Raw genomic sequence first — 16,797 nt, 5'->3', positions numbered from 1 at the left:
GTGAGCAGTCCGGAGGAGATTCGTTCAGTCGCGCGCGGAACGCCGCGCCCCGTTCAATGCGGCTGATAAAGCCACTTGCCATTGGTGATTTCGACCATCACGCGGGCGCGCTGATCGAGCCCGAGATGATCGGCCGCGCTCATGTTGACGACGCCATTGGTGTCCGCGAGACCGCGTGTTCCTTCGAGCGCGTCGCGCAGCGCGCGGCGAAACGGCGGCGTGCCGGGCGCGCCGGCTTTCAGCGCGAGCGGAATCGCATGCTCGAGCAACGCGCCCGCGTCCGACGTGTACGAACCGAATGCCGACACGCTGCCCGCGCCGTGCTGCGCCTCGAAGCGCGCGATGTAATCGAGCGCGAGACCCTTCGCCGGATGATCGGCCGGCAATTGCGCGGCGACCAGCACCGGGCTCGCGGGCAGGAACGTGCCGTTGCAATCGGCGCCGCACACGCGCAGGAAGTCGTTATTGCCGACGCCGTGGTTGTGATAGATGACGCCCTTGTAGCCGCGCTCGCGCAGCGTTTTCGGCGGCAGCGCGGCAGGCGTGCCGGCCGCGCCGACCACCACCGCGTCGGGATGGGTCGCGAGAATTTTCAGCACCTGCCCGGTCACGCTCGGATCGGTGCGATTGAAACGCTCGCTCGCGACCACGTCGATGTGATGCAACTGCGCGAACTTCGCGACCTCGGCGTAGAACGTCTCGCCGAGCGCGTCGGCCTGGCCGATGAACGCGATCGTCTTCACGCCGTGTCCGCTCGCATGCTCGGCGATCGCCGAGGCCATCATCGCGTCGGTCTGCGGCGTCTTGAAGACCCAGCGACGTTTCGCGTCGACCGGTTCGATGATTTTCGCGGACGACGCGAGCGAGATCATCGGCGTTTCGCCCTCGGCGACCACGTCGATCATCGCGAGCGAATTCGGCGTGATCGACGAGCCGATGATCGCGTCGACGTGATTCTCGCTGATGAGCTTCCTGGTGTCCTGCACGGCGTGGGTCGTGTCCGATGCATCGTCGAGCACGATGTATTCGACGTTCTGCCCGCCGATCCGTTTGGGTAGCAGCGCGACCGTGTCGCGCGCGGGAATGCCGAGCGACGCGGCCGGCCCGGTCAGCGACAGCACGAGACCGATCTTCACCTGCGCGAACGATGTCAGCGGCAACGCGCAGGCAAGCGCGGCCCACAGCGTCGCGGCGCGCCGCGCGAAGCGCCGACCACGTTGAGGCAAGCCACGCGCGCTCGTGCGCGCTTCAACGGGCGACGCGCAAGCGCGCCGACGTTCAGCTGCGGAGAAGTCCAATCGCGGCATGCTGTCTCCTCACGTCGGGGTTTTCGTTGTGATGTTTGCCGCAGTGTAGCCGCGCGCGCAAGTGGCGGCATCGGGCGAAACCCTTTCGCGCGTGCCGCCCGCGTCACAGCATTGCCGCGTGAGCGCCGCGCTTCATTCGAGCGGCGCGATGCTCTGATCGATCGCACCGAAAATCGACTTGCCCGCATCGTCGAACATTTCGATCCTCACGGTGTCGCCGTATTTCATGAACTCCGTTTGCGGCGCGCCGTGCTCGATCGTTTCGAGGCAGCGCTTCTCGGCGATACAGCAGTAGCCGCGTTTCGCGTCCTTGTTCGACACCGTGCCCGAACCGACGATGGCACCAGCACGCAGATTGCGCGTTTTCGCGGCATGCGCGATCAGCTGACCGAAGTGAAACACCATATCGGTGCCCGCGTCGGGCTGGCCGACCTTCCTACCGTTCCAGTGGACGATCATCGGCCGATGCACGCGGCCTTCGCGCCAGTGTTCGCCGAGCTCGTCGGGCGTCACGGCGACCGGCGCGAATGAGGTGGCCGGCTTGCTCTGGAAAAAGCCGAAGCCCTTCGCGAGTTCGGCGGGGATCAGGTTGCGCAGCGACACGTCGTTGACGAGCGTGACCAGCCGCACGCCGCGCAGGGCCTGCTCGGGCGTCGCGCCCATCCGCACATCGCCGGTGACGACCGCGACTTCGGCCTCGAAGTCGATGCCGTACTCTTCCGATGCGCACGCCACGTCGTCGCGCGGGCCGATGAAGTCGTCGCTACCGCCCTGGTACATCAGCGGGTCGGTCCAGAATTCGGGCGGCATTTGCGCGCCGCGCGCGCGCCGCACGAGCTCGACGTGGTTCACGTACGACGAGCCGTCGGCCCACTGGAATGCGCGCGGCAGCGGCGCCATGCACTCTTTGGCGTCGAATGAAAAGCTGTTGCGCGCACGGCCCTGGTTCAGCGCATCGTAAAGGTCATGCAGTTGCGGCGCGTAGAAGGCCCAGTCGTCGAGCACGCGCTGCAGCGTGGGCGCGATCGCGTCGGCGATGGCCGCAGTGTGCAGGTCGCGGGACACGACGATCAGTTGACCGTCGCGCGTGCCGTCCTTCAGCGAGGCAAGTTTCATAGAGCTGTGAACCGTGTATTAGTGACGATGGAAGGAATGTATTCTACGATGGTGAATCGGCGCGGCCCAATATCTGCGTGTTCGTCGTCGTGTCACCGTAGCCGTCTCCATTACGATCACCGAACGCGCTGCCCGCGCCTTTTGCACATGTCCGCCAACGCCCGCTCCGGCACGATCCGCACCCGCACCGACCCCGCGTCCGCCGACGATCTGCTCGATCCCGCCCATGCAACCGACGCAACCGGCGCCGATGACGAACCCGGCGAACCCGGCGAAGAAAAACTGCGCTCGGGCATCCAGTCGATCGAGGTCGGTTTCAGGCTGCTCGACGTGCTGACCCACGAGCCGCGCGCGATGATGCTGCGCGATCTCGCGCAGCGCGCGGGCATGAGTCCGGCGAAGGCGCATCGCTATCTGGTCAGCTTTCTGCGTCTCGGCGTGGTCGCGCAGGACCCGCTGTCGGGCCGCTACGAACTCGGCGGCTTCGCTTTGCAGCTGGGGCTCGCGCGGCTTGCACGCGTCGACGGTGTGAAGCTCGCGCGCATCGCGCTCGCCGAACTGCGCGACCGGCTCGACCTGACCGTCGGCATCGCGGTGTGGGGCAATCAGGGACCGACGATGGTGCACTGGATGGAGTCGAGCTATCCGGCCAAGGCTTCGCTGAAGCTCGGCGACGTGATGCCCTTGCTCAGTTCGGCGACCGGTCTGCTGTTCGCCGCCTACCTGCCGTCCGGCAAGACCGCCGCGATGCTCGAGCGCGAGCTGGCCGACTCGCGGCGCTCGTCGTATAGCGGCGCGCCACGCACCCGCGAAGAGGTCGACAAGGTGCTCGCCGAGGTGCGCGAGCACGAGGCTGCGCGCGTCGAAGGCATGCTGCTGCCGACGATCCACGCGTTTTCGTTGCCGGTGTTCGATTCGACCGGCGAACTCGCGCTCGGTCTCGTCGCGCTCGGCCATGAAGGCGCGTTCGATATCCGCTGGGGCGGCGAGATCGATACCGCGCTGCGCGAATGCGCGCGCAAGCTGTCGTACGAACTCGGCTATAGCGCGACCCCGCGTGGTGACAACGGTTGATACGCACCGTATCCTTTCACGCTCTCACCGATTCAAACGCCGATGGATTTTGCTTCCGCCAACCGCCGTCATGATCGCCTGCCCGCTTTTGGTAGCGGGCCGGGACGCGGCGCGCGCGCGTGGCGCTGGATCGCCGTCCTCGCGGCCGTCGCGGTTGTGCACTGGATCGCGGCGCAATGGTTCGAGCGCAATCGCGTGGATCTGAATCCAGCGAATCGCGAGCATGTGCCGGTGCAGGTCGTGCTGCTGACGCCCGAAAGGGTCGAGCGTCAACCCGCGCCACCGCCCGCCGTGCCGGCACCGCATCCGCCCGCGCCAGCACGCAAGCCCGCGGCGAGGCCGCCGCGCGAGCAGCATGTGATGACCGCGTTGCAACCGGCCAAACCGAACGAGCCCGCGGCCACGCCGGCATCGGAGGTGGCGGCTAGCGCGCCACCCGCCACCGCGAACGCGAATGCATCGGCCCATGCGAATGCCAGTGGCGCCGTCGCGAGCGCCCCTGCCGCGGCCAGCGCGCCGCAAGCGTCGCAGGGCGTGAAGTTTTCGGTACCGCCGTCGGCCGAACTCGACTACGACACGTTCTACAACGGCGTGCGCAACGCGCCCGGCACGATCCATTGGGCGAGCGACGGGCAGGGCTACGAAATGGTCGTATCAGTGCCGCTGCCGTTCGTCGGTCCGTTCGTGTTTTCGAGCCACGGCGGCATCGATGCCTTTGGCCTCGCGCCGGCGCAGTACAGCGAAAAGCGTGGCCGTCGCGCCGAAGACATCGCGATCTTCAATCGCAACGACAAGAAGGTTGGCTTTACGCGCACGCCCGCCTCGTTGCCGTTGCCCGACGGCGCACAGGATCGCTTCAGTGTCGTGATGCAGCTCGCGAGCCTCGTGCGCGGCGATCCTGACGCCTATAAGCCTGGCGTGACGCGACAGTTTTTCGTCGTCGATACCGATAGCGGGGAGAACTGGCCGATCGAGACGATCGGCGACGAAACGATCCGCGCCGCGCAAGGCTATCTGCAGACGCGTCACTTCAAACGTCTGCCGCGGCACGATGGCGACCAGCGCCGCGTCGATGTGTGGCTCGCCCCGTCCCTTGGCTGGCTGCCGGCGCGCATCCTGCAGACGGAGCCGAACGGTACCCAGTTCGAACTGGTGTGGCGCGGCAAGCTGAATGTCGATGGCACGTCGCAGGATGACCGCGGCAATGGTGGCGCGCCGGCCACGCCTGCTGCACCCGCAGCCCCCGCTGCCACGGGCCCTGCAACGCCGGCGCCAGCTCCGGCCGACGCATCGGCAGTAACACCCGAGGCCGCCCCAGCTGCACCGGTCGATTCGACCGCTCCGACCATCATCAAACCGTGACAGGTTTCGTGACAGAGTGTCACGAGCAAATCCGCACGAGATCGGCGAAACTTCCTTTGCAACGCTGACTCGCACGTCAATGGAGCCCCGTTCGCGCGAACGAGGCGACCCACCGCGCTTTTTCACTGCGTTTCCTTCAAAGGAGTCCGCATGCAAGTGAACATCAACGGTATCGACACACGCTACGTGCTGAGCAACGAAGGCGGCGGCCCGTGGCTCACGTTCATCCATCAGTTGGGCGGCGATCTTTCCATCTGGGATCAGATGGCAGGCTATTTCCGCGACGATTACACGGTGCTGCGCTACGACGTGCGCGGCCACGGCCACAGCGCGGTTGCGCGCGAGCCGTTCGCCATGCGCGATCTGGCCGACGATCTCGCCAAACTGCTCGATGCCCTCGGCGCGCGGACGACGCACCTGGTCGGCCTGTCGCTCGGCGGCATGATTGCGCAGCAGTTCGCGCTCGACCATCCATCGCGAATCGACACGCTGACGATTGCCGACAGCACCGGCGGCACTCCGCCCGAGAACCGTGAGTTGTGGAATCAGCGCGCCCACACCGCGCGCAGCGACGGCATGGAGGCGCTGTTACCGTCGACGATCGCGCGTTGGCTCACGCCCGACTTTCAGGCCGCCCATCCCGAAGCGGTCGAGCCGATCCGTGAGACATTTGCGCGCACCTCGCCGGAAGGTTTTGCGATGGCCTGCGAGGCACTGCGCGATTTCGACCTTCGCGGCCAGCACGGCGCAATCCGCTCGCCGACGCTGACGGTAGCCGGACGTCACGACACTGGCACGCCCCCTGCTGCTACGCAGGCAATAGCGGAGGCGATCGAGGGCGCCCGCTTCGAGTTGCTGGACGCCGCGCATCTCGCGCCAATCGAGCAATCACAGCGTTTTGCCGCCTTGCTTGAATCGTTTCTGGAGCGGCGAGTCTAACCGTCAGGTCCGGAGTTTTTACTTGCGTCGTCCGGACCCACCCCTTGAATTCCATCCCACATGCTCCACCTACGGTGCAGAAAAGGGCAGGAGCCCAACGGAAATAAGGAGTGTCGCCATGCAAATGATCTATAACAGCCCTAACTACTGTGTCGTCGAGTTTCCTCCGCAGGAAGGTCTGCTTGCCATGAAGTCGGGCGGCTATGAGATTGTCGACAAGAACATGCAGCGCGAAATCTACATCGATGGGGCAATGGCGGCGCGTTTTCGCGAGCATGTGCAAAAGCTGATCGAAGGCGAGCCGACGCTCGACGAGGTTGATGAATTCCTCGGTCAATTCGACAGTCTGATGCATCAACCGGTGGTCCTGCATTGACTGGAGGTGTTCAGCTGGCGCTCTGGCGACATCGATCGACCGCACCGCGCGGCTTTGCCGGCGGGTTCCATCAAGCGGTCGGCGGCAGCGAAACGGCCCGGCAGGCTTTGGCTTGCCGGGCCGTTTTTTATTGCCTCGTTTGTTAGCGCGTTTGTGAATTCCCGGCGCGGCGCGTTCGTATCGGTCGATTTTGCCGGCCGCGCCTCGCAGTCTCCTCCGCGGCGGGCGTATCCGCCCGGCTGCGGCTACAATGACAGGTTTTCCGCCAACGCCGGCGCAAGCCCTCGTCCGCCATGACCCAGCCTGCTCAATCCATCACGCCAGTCCGTTCGGAGCCCGCCTACACCCGCGGCGCAGCGCTGCCCGCGCTGCTGAACTCGCGCATCCTGATTCTGGACGGCGCGATGGGCACGATGATCCAGCGCTACAAGCTCGACGAAGCCAGCTATCGCGGCGAGCGCTTCAAGGACTACGCGCGCGACATCAAGGGCAACAACGAACTGCTGTCGATCACCCAGCCGCAGATCATCGCCGAGATTCACGAGCAGTATCTCGCGGCGGGCTCGGACATCATCGAGACCAACACGTTCGGCGCGACCACGGTCGCGCAGGCCGACTACGGCATGGAATCGCTCGCCGTCGAGATGAACATCGAATCGGCGAAGCTCGCGCGCGCCGCGTGCGACAAATACACAACGCCGGACAAGCCGCGCTTCGTCGCCGGCGCGATCGGCCCGACGCCGAAAACCGCCAGCATTTCGCCGGACGTCAACGATCCGGGCGCGCGCAACGTGACCTTCGACGAACTGCGCGCCGCGTACTACGAGCAGGCGAAAGCGCTGCTCGACGGCGGCGCGGACCTGTTCCTCGTCGAAACGATCTTCGACACGCTGAATGCGAAGGCCGCACTGTTCGCGCTCGACGAGCTGTTCGAAAACACCGGCGAGCGTCTGCCGATCATGATCTCGGGCACCGTCACCGATGCGTCGGGCCGCATTCTGTCGGGCCAGACCGTCGAGGCCTTCTGGAACTCGTTGCGTCACGCGAAGCCGCTCACGTTCGGCCTGAACTGCGCGCTCGGCGCGGCGCTGATGCGTCCGTACATCGCCGAGCTCGCGAAGCTGTGCGACACCTACGTGTCGTGCTATCCGAACGCCGGCCTGCCGAACCCGATGAGCGACACCGGCTTCGACGAATTGCCCGCGGATACCTCTGGCCTGCTGAAGGAATTCGCCGAAGCGGGGCTCGTGAACATCGCGGGCGGCTGCTGCGGCACGACGCCCGAGCACATCGCGGCGATCGCGAAGGCGCTCGCCGAGCTGAAGCCGCGCAAGTGGCCGAGCCAGTATCGCGACGCGGCCTGAGCCCGCCTGAAACACTTCGCCCCGACGCCCTGCACGTCCCTTAACGCACGCACCCGACTCGCACACACGCCATGACCGATCACACCATGCGCCTTGCCGGCCTCGAGCCGTTCAACGTCACGTCCGGGACGCTCTTCATCAACGTTGGCGAACGCACCAATGTGACCGGCTCGAAAGCGTTCGCGCGAATGATCCTGAACAATCAGTTCGACGAAGCATTGGCCGTCGCGCGCCACCAGGTCGAGAACGGCGCGCAGGTAATCGACATCAACATGGACGAGGCGATGCTCGATTCGAAAGCGGCAATGGTCCGCTTCATGAATCTGATCGCGTCGGAGCCGGACATCGCGCGCGTGCCGATCATGATCGACTCGTCGAAGTGGGACGTGATCGAGGCGGGTCTCAAGTGCGTGCAGGGCAAGGCGATCGTCAACTCGATCTCGCTGAAGGAAGGCAAGGAAGCGTTCGTTCATCATGCGAAGCTGATTCGCCGCTATGGCGCGGCTGCGGTCGTGATGGCGTTCGACGAACAGGGCCAGGCCGATACGTTCCAGCGCAAGACCGGGATTTGCAAGCGCTCGTACGACGTGCTCGTCAACGAAGTCGGCTTTCCGCCCGAGGACATCATCTTCGATCCGAACATCTTTGCGATCGCGACCGGCATCGAGGAACACAACAACTATGCGGTCGACTTCATCGAGGCGACCCGCTGGATCAAGCAGAACCTGCCGTACGCGAAGGTGAGCGGCGGTGTGTCGAACGTGTCGTTCTCGTTCCGCGGCAACGATCCGGTGCGCGAGGCGATTCACACCGTGTTCCTCTATCACGCGATCCAGGCGGGAATGGACATGGGCATCGTCAACGCGGGCCAGCTCGGCGTGTATGCCGAACTCGATCCCGAACTGCGCGAGCTCGTCGAAGACGTCGTGCTGAATCGCCGTCAAGACGGCACCGACCGCCTGCTCGAAATCGCCGACAAGTTCAAAAGCGGCGTCGCGAAGAAGGAAGAGAACCTCGAGTGGCGCAAGCAGCCGGTCGAGAAGCGTCTCGCGCATGCGCTCGTGAGCGGCATCACCACGTTCATCGTCGAAGACACCGAGGAAGTGCGCGCGAAGATCGCCGCTGCAGGCGGCCGTCCGATCAACGTGATCGAAGGTCCGCTGATGGACGGCATGAACATCGTCGGCGACCTGTTCGGCCAGGGCAAGATGTTCCTGCCGCAGGTCGTGAAGTCGGCGCGCGTAATGAAGCAGGCGGTCGCGCATCTGATCCCGTTCATCGAGGAAGAAAAGCGCCAGCTCGCGGCGGCCGGCGGCGACGTGCGCGCCAAGGGCAAGATCGTCATCGCGACCGTGAAGGGCGACGTGCACGACATCGGCAAGAACATCGTGTCGGTCGTGCTCCAGTGCAACAACTTCGAAGTGGTCAACATGGGCGTGATGGTCCCGTGCAGCGAGATCCTCGCGAAGGCGAAGGTCGAGGGCGCGGACATCATCGGGCTGTCGGGCCTGATTACGCCGAGTCTCGAAGAAATGGCCTACGTCGCATCGGAAATGCAGCGCGACGACTACTTCCGCGTCAAGAAGATTCCGCTCCTGATCGGCGGCGCGACGACCTCGCGTGTGCACACGGCGGTGAAGATCTCTCCGCACTACGACGGGCCGGTGGTCTACGTCCCGGACGCGTCGCGCTCGGTATCGGTCGCCTCGAGCCTGCTGTCCGACGAGGGCGCCGCGAAGTACATCGACGAACTGAACGCCGACTACAACCGCATCCGCGATCAGCATGCGAACAAAAAAGCACAGCCGATGGTCACGCTCGCGCAAGCGCGCGCCAATAAGACGAAGATCGACTGGGCAGGCTATCAGCCGGTCAAGCCGAAGTTCATCGGCCGGCGCGTGTTCAAGAACTTCGATCTGAACGAGCTCGCGAACTATATCGACTGGGGTCCGTTCTTCCAGACGTGGGATCTCGCCGGCCCATATCCGGCGATTCTCAATGACGAGATCGTCGGCGAATCGGCGCGGCGCGTGTTCTCCGACGGCAAGTCGATGCTCGCGCGCCTGATTCAGGGCCGCTGGCTGCAGGCCAACGGCGTGATCACGCTGTTGCCGGCCAATACGGTGAACGACGACGACATCGAAATCTACACGGACGAATCGCGCACCGAAGTCGCGCTGACGTGGCGCAATCTGCGTCAACAGAGCGTGCGGCCGGTGGTCGACGGGGTGATGCGACCGAACCGCTCGCTGGCCGACTTCATCGCGCCGAAGGACTCGGGCGTCGCCGACTACATCGGCATGTTCGCGGTGACGGCGGGTCTTGGCGTCGACGTGAAGGAGAGGCAGTTCGAGAAGGATCTCGACGACTACAGCGCGATCATGCTGAAGGCGCTCGCGGACCGGCTCGCCGAAGCATTCGCCGAAGCGTTGCACGCGCGCGTGCGGCGCGACCTGTGGGGCTACGCGAACAGCGAAAACCTCTCCAGCGACGAGCTGATCGCCGAAAAATACCGAGGCATCCGCCCGGCGCCAGGCTATCCGGCCTGCCCCGACCACCTCGTCAAGCGCGACATGTTCGACGTGCTGCGGGCGAACGAAATCAACATGAGCGTGACCGAATCGCTGGCGATGCTGCCGGCGGCGAGCGTGTCGGGCTTCTACCTCGCGCATCCGGACAGCACCTATTTCTCGGTCGGCAAGATCGGCGCGGATCAGCTCGACGACTACGCGCAGCGGATGTCGCTCACGAAAGCGGACGCCGAGCGCGCGTTGGCGCCGTTGCTTTGAGCGTGAAGCGATACGTGGCCGGGCCGTGCGGCCCGAGCCGCGCATGCGCGACTATATCGAGTCCGAAAGACAGAATATTTGGCGCCACCGCAATTTCGGCTTTGTAGACTGAGTCGGCTTTCATCCCGTCAGGCGCGAGCACAACGCGCCGGCTCACCGAGATTGCAACCGTCAACGGAGAAAAATCGTATGAAGAAGCTGACACTGTTATTGACCGCTGTTTCGCTGGCCGCGGGCGCTTCCGTGGCGCTCGCACAACCCGCCGCGCCGGGCGGATCGAGCGCGGTCAGCTCCTACTCGCCCCCCACCGAGGCGCATGTCAAAAAGGCGAAGAAGCAAAAGATGAAGAAAGGCGCGGCAGCCTCGGCGGCCCCCGCGAGCCAGTGAGCGGCGAGGCCGACAAGCCCTCTGAATGACAAAGAGCCCGCGTCAAGCGGGCTCCTTTCTTTGAGTGCGCCCCAAAAGCGCTTATGAAGGCCTTCCGAGACCGGGCCGCGGCGCTCGGGACCCAGCAGAAATCAAAGCCCCCAGACGATATCCGCGTTTTCCTTCTGCGCCGCGCGCAGCATGTCGAGGAACGGATACGCGCGCTGCGCGAGACCGGGCGGAATCTCGTGACGATCGCGGCCGTCTTCGCCCTCGTGGAAATGGCCCTCGTGCTCGGCGCGCTCCTGCTTGTCGGAGGTGATCGCCGCTTCGAGCTTCTCGATGGCCGGGCCCAGTTCGTCGTGAGTAATGACGCCCCGCTGCCCAAGGCGTTTGCCGACAATGCCAACCAGATACTGCGCCAGATTCTCCAGCATCATCACGTCCGGGCAGGCGTGGCACTTGAAAGTAATCAGCATGACTGTTCCCTTTTTCGTTATGTCGGGTTAATGCATGAGCGTCCCAAGGGCGGCAACAGCGCGCGCCTGACGTGGCGCCGGCAAGGCGCGGCGGCCCCAGCCCCTCGTGGGCAACTCATTAAACATATTAGCACCTGCTAAAATCCGTCTGAACGGAAAAGCGCGCCGCCCAGCGCCACGTATGGCAAGGCTCGACGAGCATCGCGCACGTGGGCCAAGCGGGGGCGTCGAACCATCGGCCGCGATCCGCATGCCGCGCGAGCCTGCGTGCCGGCGGGCCGCCGAGCGGAGTCCACCGGGTTGCGCTGCTTGCGTCTCGTCGCATCGCCTGGGGGACACTCTGCCGGCGGCGCAGCTATCGGCGCCGCAAAGCGCTGCCGCGTTCAACGCTTGCGACACCGGCCTCGGCCGGCGCCTCTTCCGCCTTACCGGATTGCCTCACTGGACTCGCAACAAGCATGCTGCCCGCACACAAACACACACTCGAAACACTGCTCGCCGAGACGGTGAAGCAGGTCGCGACTGCGACCCAAGGCGCGACGGAAGCCGCCTTCGTCTCGCCCGCCATCGCGCTGGAGCGCCCGAAAGTCGCCGCGCACGGCGACGTCGCGTGCAACGTCGCGATGCAGCTCGCCAAGCCGCTGCGCGCCAATCCGCGCCAGCTCGCGCAACAGATCGTCGATGCGCTGCTCGTCAATCCGCAGGCCAAAGGCCTGATCGACACCGCCGAAGTGGCGGGCCCTGGCTTCATCAACCTGCGGCTCACGGCCGCCGCCAAGCAAGGCGTGATCGCCGCCGTGTTCGCCGAGAAGGACGCGTACGGCCGCTCACGGCGCGACGCCGGCAAGCACGTGCTGATCGAGTTCGTGTCGGCCAACCCCACCGGCCCGCTGCACGTCGGCCACGGCCGCCAGGCCGCGCTCGGCGACGCGCTCGCGAACGTGCTCGCGTCGCAGGGCTGGGACGTGCACCGCGAGTTCTACTACAACGACGCCGGCGTGCAGATCCACACGCTCGCCCTGTCGACCCAGGCACGCGCACGCGGCCTCGCCCCCGGCGACGAAGGCTGGCCCGCGTCGGCCTATAACGGCGAGTACATCGCCGATATCGCGAAAGACTATCTGAACGGCATCACGGTCGAGGCGAGCGACGGCGAGCCCGTCACCGGCGCGCGCGACGTCGAGGACCTCGAGGCGATCCGCCGCTTCGCCGTCACGTATCTGCGTCGCGAGCAGGACATGGACCTGCAGGCGTTTGGCGTGAAGTTCGACCAGTACTACCTGGAGTCGTCGCTGTACACGGAAGGCCGCGTCGAGAAAACGGTCGACGCGCTGATCGCCGCGGGCAAGACCTACGAGCAGGAAGGTGCGCTGTGGCTGCGCACCACCGACGACGGCGACGACAAAGACCGCGTGATGCGCAAGACCGACGGCACCTACACGTACTTCGTGCCGGACGTTGCCTATCACGTCGCGAAGTGGGAGCGCGGCTTCACCAAGGTCATCAACGTGCAGGGCTCGGATCACCACGGCACGATTGCGCGCGTGCGCGCAGGTCTGCAGGGTCTCGGCATCGGCATTCCGAAGGGCTACCCCGACTACATCCTGCACAAGATGGTCACGGTCATGCGCAACGGCGAAGAGGTGAAGATCTCGAAGCGCGCGGGCAGCTACGTGACGGTGCGCGACCTGATCGAATGGTCGGGCGGCGCGACGCCGGGCTCGGAAGCGGCCGTCGATCTGATCGACGAGGAAACCATTCGCCGCGGCCGCGACGCGGTGCGCTTTTTCCTGATCTCGCGCAAGGCGGACACCGAGTTCGTGTTCGACATCGACCTCGCGCTGAAGCAGAACGACGAGAATCCGGTGCACTATGTGCAGTATGCGCACGCGCGCATCTGCTCGGTGATCGCCGAGTGCAACGCGCGCTACGGCCTGGATGAGAACGCGCTCGCGAGCGTGGACTTCGCGCCGCTGACAAGCGAGCGCTCGATGGCGCTGCTCAACAAGCTCGCCGAATTCCCGGACATGCTGCAGCACGCCGCCGACGAACTCGCGCCGCACGCGGTCGCCTTCTACCTGCGCGAACTCGCCGGCGAATTTCACTCGTTCTACAATGACCGTGCCGAGCGCGTGCTGGTCGACGATGCGGCCGAACGCAACGCTCGCGTCGCGCTGCTCGCGGCCACGCGCCAGGTGCTGGCCAACGGTCTCGCGACGATCGGCGTCTCCGCTCCCGTCAAGATGTAACTCCTCCAGCGTAATATGCGCGCGGCCGTCGTTATAATCGGCGGCCGTTCCTGGATTCTTTTTGCAGGTGATTCGTACGATGGCAAAACCACGCCGCACAACAAAGCAATCGAAGCAAACCGGGGGCACTTTTCTCGGCATCGTGCTGGGCCTGATCGTCGGCCTGGCGATCGCGGTAGTGGTGGCGCTGTATATCACCCGTGCACCTACGCCGTTCGTGTCGAAGGTCGCGCCGCCAGCGGCGACCGACAACGGTGCGAGCCAGCCGCAATACGATCCGAACCGTCCGCTGCAAGGCAAGACGCCGGGCCAGCCGGTGCCGCAGGCCGCGCAACCGGCTCCGCCGAACACCGCGCCGGGCCAGACCAACGCCCAGACCCAGTCGGGCATGCTCGAAGAACCGCAGATCGTCGAAGTGCCGCCGTCGGGCGGCAACGCGAATAACAACGGCACGGCGGTCGCGCCGAATCCCGCGCAGGAGAACGGCACCGGCGGCATCGTCGCGCCGGCGCCGGCGAAGAAGCCGCAGACCTCGAGCGCGCCGGCCGCCACGGCGGCAGGCTCCGCGCCTAAGAGCGCGACCACGGTCGCCAACGCCAAGCCGGGCTCGGCTGCCGCTCCGGCACCGGGCGAGGCGAACACCGGCTATTTCCTGCAGGTCGGCGCGTACAAGACCGCCGCCGATGCCGAACAGCAACGCGCGCGCCTCGCGTTCCAGGGCTTCGAATCGAAGGTCACGCAGCGCGATGCCGGCGGCGTCACGTACTACCGCGTGCGCATCGGGCCGTTCTCGAAGTTCGAGGACATGAATTCGAGCCGTCAGCGTCTGTCGGACGGGGGTGTCGATACCGCGGTGATCCGCTTCACCAAACAATAAATAAACGGTAATGCCGGCTCGCACGGTGCGTCGAACTATCCGCGCGGCGCGCGGGTCACAAGCACGATGGCCGCTTCGACCTGTATTGTGGCGGGCGGCCACACCGAATCCGACCAGCGGCGACGGGCCTTTCGCATGGCGTCGCCGCGCTACCGCCTTATCTGGGTCTACACAACATGAAAAAGCTGCTGAGCATCCTGTTTCTCTCGCTGGGCCTGATCGGGGCCAGCGCGCATGCGTCGCCGACCGCGCCGGTTGCCGGCAAGGACTACACCGTGCTGGCCTCGCCGCAACCGACCGACGTGCCGGCCGGCAAGATCGAAGTCATCGAATTCTTCTGGTACGGCTGCCCGCATTGCAATGAATTCGACCCGTTCCTCGAAGCCTGGGTCAAGAAGCAGGGCCCGGACGTCGTGTTCCGCCGCGTGCCGGTCGCCTTCCGCGACGACTTCATCCCGCACTCGAAGATGTACCACGCGCTCGACGCGCTCGGCGTCGCGAACGAACTGACGCCGAAGGTGTTCAACGAAATCCATGTCAACAAGAACTATCTGCTGACGCCGGAAGACCAGAGCAAATACCTCGCGACGCTCGGCGTCGATCCGAAGAAGTACATGGAAGCGTACAACTCGTTCTCGACGCAAAGCGCGTTGCAGAAGGACAAGAAGCTGCTCGACGACTACAAGATCGACGGCGTGCCGACGCTCGCGGTGCAGGGCAAGTATGAAACCGGCCCGGCCGCGACCGGCACCCTGCCGGGCACGATCCAGGTGCTCGACTACCTCGTCTCGCAAGTCCGCGCCAAGAAGATGTAATCACGAGGCGCCGGTATGAGCTCTCCGCTGAAGGTTTTCATTACCGGCGCTTCGAGCGGCATCGGCCTCGCGCTCGCCGGCGAATACGCACGGCGCGGCGCGATTCTCGGCCTCGTCGCCCGCCGCGGCGACGCGCTCGCCGCGTTCCAGCGGTCCCATCCCCAGAACACCGTCTCGATCTATGCAGTCGACGTGCGCGACGCAGAAGCGCTCGCCGATGCGGCCGCGCGCTTCATCGCCGCGCACGGCGTGCCGGACGTCGTGATCGCCAACGCCGGCATCAGCCGCGGCGCGCTGACGGGTCACGGCGATCTGCGCACGTTCCGCGAGGTGATGGACATCAATTACTTCGGCATGGTCGCGACGTTCGAGCCATTTGCCGCCGTGATGGCCGCATCGAAGCGCGGCACGCTGGTCGGCATTGCGAGCGTCGCGGGCGTGCGCGGCTTGCCCGGTTCGGGCGCGTACAGCGCGTCGAAATCGGCGGCCCTGAAGTATCTCGAGGCGTTGCGCGTCGAGATGCGGCCGTTCGACGTGGGGGTCGTCACGATCGCGCCCGGCTATATCCGCACGCCGATGACCGAGCACAATCCGTACAACATGCCGTTCCTGATGGACCCCGACCGTTTCGCGGCGAAGGTCGCGCGGGCAGTCGAACGGCAGACGTCGTTCGGGGTGTTTCCGTGGCAGATGCGCGTGGCCGCGATGCTGCTGCATGTGCTGCCGCGCTGGCTCTACGACCGCGTGTTCGAACGCGCGCCGCGCAAGCCGCGCGCCGCCACCGAGTAAGCCATGCAGTCCCGTGCGGTCGATGCAGCCGGCGTCGCGCACGAATCCGCGGGCACCGACGCGCGCATCGTGTCGCTGGTGCCGAGCCTCACCGAAACGCTTTTCGCGCTCGGCCTCGAACGGCAGATCGTCGGGCGCACCGGCTTTTGCGTGCATCCGCACGACAAGGTCCGGGCGGTGCCGAAGGTCGGCGGCACGAAGGCCGTCAAACTGGACGCGATCCGCGCGCTGCGCCCCACCCATCTGATCGTCAATGTCGACGAGAACGAACGCGACACCGTCGAGCAACTGCGCGCGTTCGTGCCGCACATCGTCGTCACCCATCCGCAGACGCCGCACGACAACCTCGCGCTGTTCGCGCTGCTCGGCGCGATCTTCGGGCGTGAAGAAGAAGCGCGGCGCTTGAGCGACTCGCTCGAAGCGCGTCTGCGCGAAGCCGGCGCTCACGCCTTCGCCGCGCAGAGCGTGCTGTACCTGATCTGGCGCGAACCGTGGATGAGCGTCGCACGCGACACCTACATCGCCGCGATGCTGCGCCTCGTGAACTGGCATACGCTGCCCGACGTGCGCGGCGGCAGCGCGGGCGCCGCGCGTTACCCCACGCTCGACTTCGACGACGCGCCGTGGCTCGCGCAGGTCGAGCGCGTGCTGCTGTCGAGCGAGCCGTACCGCTTCACGGCCGCGCATCGCGATGCGCTCGCGCGCGATCCGCGTCTCACCGGCAAGCGCATCGATCTGATCGATGGGGAAATGACGTCGTGGTACGGCGTGCGCGCAATAAGTGGCATCGGCTACCTGCTGCGTCAGGCCGCCGCAGCCTGAGGCGGCGGCATGGTCGCGCCGCCCCCATATGGATATGTCGATTAAATTGTTGTCGCCAAAATGGCGCTTCGAT

At 65.5% G+C, this 16,797-nt stretch carries 14 protein-coding genes and 1 pseudogene; 12 read left to right on the top strand and 3 right to left on the bottom strand.

All coding sequences use genetic code 11. The features are described from left to right. Positions 1-53 precede the first annotated feature (53 nt). Both OKW40_RS17840 and OKW40_RS17835 read right to left on the bottom strand, forming a co-directional pair. The gene (locus tag OKW40_RS17840; RefSeq protein ID WP_429490771.1) at positions 54-1,307 is read right to left on the bottom strand and encodes an ABC transporter substrate-binding protein; all 1,254 of its coding nucleotides are present in this window, start codon (positions 1,305-1,307) and stop codon (positions 54-56) included. A 132-nt stretch (positions 1,308-1,439) separates the two neighbouring features. Continuing rightward, positions 1,440-2,423 (bottom strand): fumarylacetoacetate hydrolase family protein, encoded by a 984-nt coding sequence (locus tag OKW40_RS17835; protein WP_429490769.1) that lies wholly within the window; start codon positions 2,421-2,423, stop codon positions 1,440-1,442. Between the two features lie 147 nt (positions 2,424-2,570). Here OKW40_RS17835 and OKW40_RS17830 point away from each other — a divergent pair, with 147 nt between their 5' ends. The 7 genes and pseudogenes from OKW40_RS17830 to OKW40_RS17800 all read left to right on the top strand — a co-directional run bounded on the left by OKW40_RS17830 (position 2,571) and on the right by OKW40_RS17800 (position 10,714). Beyond that, a complete protein-coding gene (locus OKW40_RS17830) occupies positions 2,571-3,497 on the top strand; it encodes an IclR family transcriptional regulator (RefSeq protein WP_429453415.1) in 927 nt (308 codons plus the stop codon). 42 nt (positions 3,498-3,539) lie between these two features. After that, positions 3,540-4,859: a DUF3108 domain-containing protein gene (locus OKW40_RS17825; protein ID WP_429490766.1), complete on the top strand. Its 1,320-nt coding sequence runs from the start codon at positions 3,540-3,542 to the stop codon at positions 4,857-4,859. A 150-nt stretch (positions 4,860-5,009) separates the two neighbouring features. Continuing rightward, the gene (locus OKW40_RS17820) at positions 5,010-5,798 is read left to right on the top strand and encodes an alpha/beta fold hydrolase (protein ID WP_429490764.1); all 789 of its coding nucleotides are present in this window, start codon (positions 5,010-5,012) and stop codon (positions 5,796-5,798) included. Between the two features lie 118 nt (positions 5,799-5,916). Further along, positions 5,917-6,174: a BTH_I0359 family protein gene (locus tag OKW40_RS17815; RefSeq protein WP_062125693.1), complete on the top strand. Its 258-nt coding sequence runs from the start codon at positions 5,917-5,919 to the stop codon at positions 6,172-6,174. A gap of 293 nt (positions 6,175-6,467) precedes the next feature. Beyond that, positions 6,468-7,538 (top strand): homocysteine S-methyltransferase family protein, encoded by a 1,071-nt coding sequence (locus OKW40_RS17810; RefSeq protein ID WP_184062618.1) that lies wholly within the window; start codon positions 6,468-6,470, stop codon positions 7,536-7,538. Positions 7,539-7,597: 59 nt separating this feature from the next. Continuing rightward, a pseudogene (gene metH / locus OKW40_RS17805) lies at positions 7,598-10,327 on the top strand (methionine synthase); the annotation flags it as partial. Positions 10,328-10,516: 189 nt separating this feature from the next. Next, positions 10,517-10,714 (top strand): hypothetical protein, encoded by a 198-nt coding sequence (locus OKW40_RS17800; RefSeq protein WP_018419250.1) that lies wholly within the window; start codon positions 10,517-10,519, stop codon positions 10,712-10,714. 131 nt (positions 10,715-10,845) lie between these two features. Here the strand turns inward: OKW40_RS17800 and OKW40_RS17795 are convergent, their stop codons facing one another. Then, positions 10,846-11,172, bottom strand: a complete 327-nt coding sequence (locus OKW40_RS17795; RefSeq protein ID WP_018419249.1) for a DUF1840 domain-containing protein — start codon at positions 11,170-11,172, stop codon at positions 10,846-10,848. A gap of 458 nt (positions 11,173-11,630) precedes the next feature. Between OKW40_RS17795 and argS the strand changes: the two genes are divergently transcribed. From argS to OKW40_RS17770, 5 genes are all read left to right on the top strand, one after another. Continuing rightward, positions 11,631-13,421: an arginine--tRNA ligase gene (gene argS / locus OKW40_RS17790; RefSeq protein WP_090802794.1), complete on the top strand. Its 1,791-nt coding sequence runs from the start codon at positions 11,631-11,633 to the stop codon at positions 13,419-13,421. Positions 13,422-13,500: 79 nt separating this feature from the next. After that, complete coding sequence (locus OKW40_RS17785) at positions 13,501-14,298, top strand: SPOR domain-containing protein (protein WP_429490762.1); 798 nt, start codon at positions 13,501-13,503, stop codon at positions 14,296-14,298. Between the two features lie 176 nt (positions 14,299-14,474). Beyond that, positions 14,475-15,113 (top strand): thiol:disulfide interchange protein DsbA/DsbL, encoded by a 639-nt coding sequence (locus OKW40_RS17780; protein ID WP_184062632.1) that lies wholly within the window; start codon positions 14,475-14,477, stop codon positions 15,111-15,113. Between the two features lie 15 nt (positions 15,114-15,128). Beyond that, a complete protein-coding gene (locus OKW40_RS17775; RefSeq protein ID WP_429490760.1) occupies positions 15,129-15,902 on the top strand; it encodes an SDR family oxidoreductase in 774 nt (257 codons plus the stop codon). Positions 15,903-15,905: 3 nt separating this feature from the next. Then, a complete protein-coding gene (locus tag OKW40_RS17770) occupies positions 15,906-16,724 on the top strand; it encodes a helical backbone metal receptor (protein ID WP_429490758.1) in 819 nt (272 codons plus the stop codon). The last annotated feature ends 73 nt before the right edge of the window (positions 16,725-16,797 follow it).

The sequence above is a fragment of the Paraburkholderia sp. RAU6.4a genome (assembly GCF_050435625.1).
Lineage (GTDB): Bacteria > Pseudomonadota > Gammaproteobacteria > Burkholderiales > Burkholderiaceae > Paraburkholderia > Paraburkholderia tuberum.
The sequence above is the reverse complement of the archived record's forward strand: the minus strand, read 5'-3'. Positions and strand labels throughout refer to the sequence as shown.

Bases quoted from the DNA above. Each gene is read 5' to 3' on its own strand.
- OKW40_RS17840 (WP_429490771.1), bottom strand. From the start codon at position 1,307: ATGCCGCGATTGGACTTCTCCGCAGCTGAACGTCGGCGCGCTTGCGCG.
- OKW40_RS17835 (WP_429490769.1), bottom strand. From the start codon at position 2,423: ATGAAACTTGCCTCGCTGAAGGACGGCACGCGCGACGGTCAACTGATC.
- OKW40_RS17830 (WP_429453415.1), top strand. From the start codon at position 2,571: ATGTCCGCCAACGCCCGCTCCGGCACGATCCGCACCCGCACCGACCCC.
- OKW40_RS17825 (WP_429490766.1), top strand. From the start codon at position 3,540: ATGGATTTTGCTTCCGCCAACCGCCGTCATGATCGCCTGCCCGCTTTT.
- OKW40_RS17820 (WP_429490764.1), top strand. From the start codon at position 5,010: ATGCAAGTGAACATCAACGGTATCGACACACGCTACGTGCTGAGCAAC.
- OKW40_RS17815 (WP_062125693.1), top strand. From the start codon at position 5,917: ATGCAAATGATCTATAACAGCCCTAACTACTGTGTCGTCGAGTTTCCT.
- OKW40_RS17810 (WP_184062618.1), top strand. From the start codon at position 6,468: ATGACCCAGCCTGCTCAATCCATCACGCCAGTCCGTTCGGAGCCCGCC.
- OKW40_RS17800 (WP_018419250.1), top strand. From the start codon at position 10,517: ATGAAGAAGCTGACACTGTTATTGACCGCTGTTTCGCTGGCCGCGGGC.
- OKW40_RS17795 (WP_018419249.1), bottom strand. From the start codon at position 11,172: ATGCTGATTACTTTCAAGTGCCACGCCTGCCCGGACGTGATGATGCTG.
- argS (WP_090802794.1), top strand. From the start codon at position 11,631: ATGCTGCCCGCACACAAACACACACTCGAAACACTGCTCGCCGAGACG.
- OKW40_RS17785 (WP_429490762.1), top strand. From the start codon at position 13,501: ATGGCAAAACCACGCCGCACAACAAAGCAATCGAAGCAAACCGGGGGC.
- OKW40_RS17780 (WP_184062632.1), top strand. From the start codon at position 14,475: ATGAAAAAGCTGCTGAGCATCCTGTTTCTCTCGCTGGGCCTGATCGGG.
- OKW40_RS17775 (WP_429490760.1), top strand. From the start codon at position 15,129: ATGAGCTCTCCGCTGAAGGTTTTCATTACCGGCGCTTCGAGCGGCATC.
- OKW40_RS17770 (WP_429490758.1), top strand. From the start codon at position 15,906: ATGCAGTCCCGTGCGGTCGATGCAGCCGGCGTCGCGCACGAATCCGCG.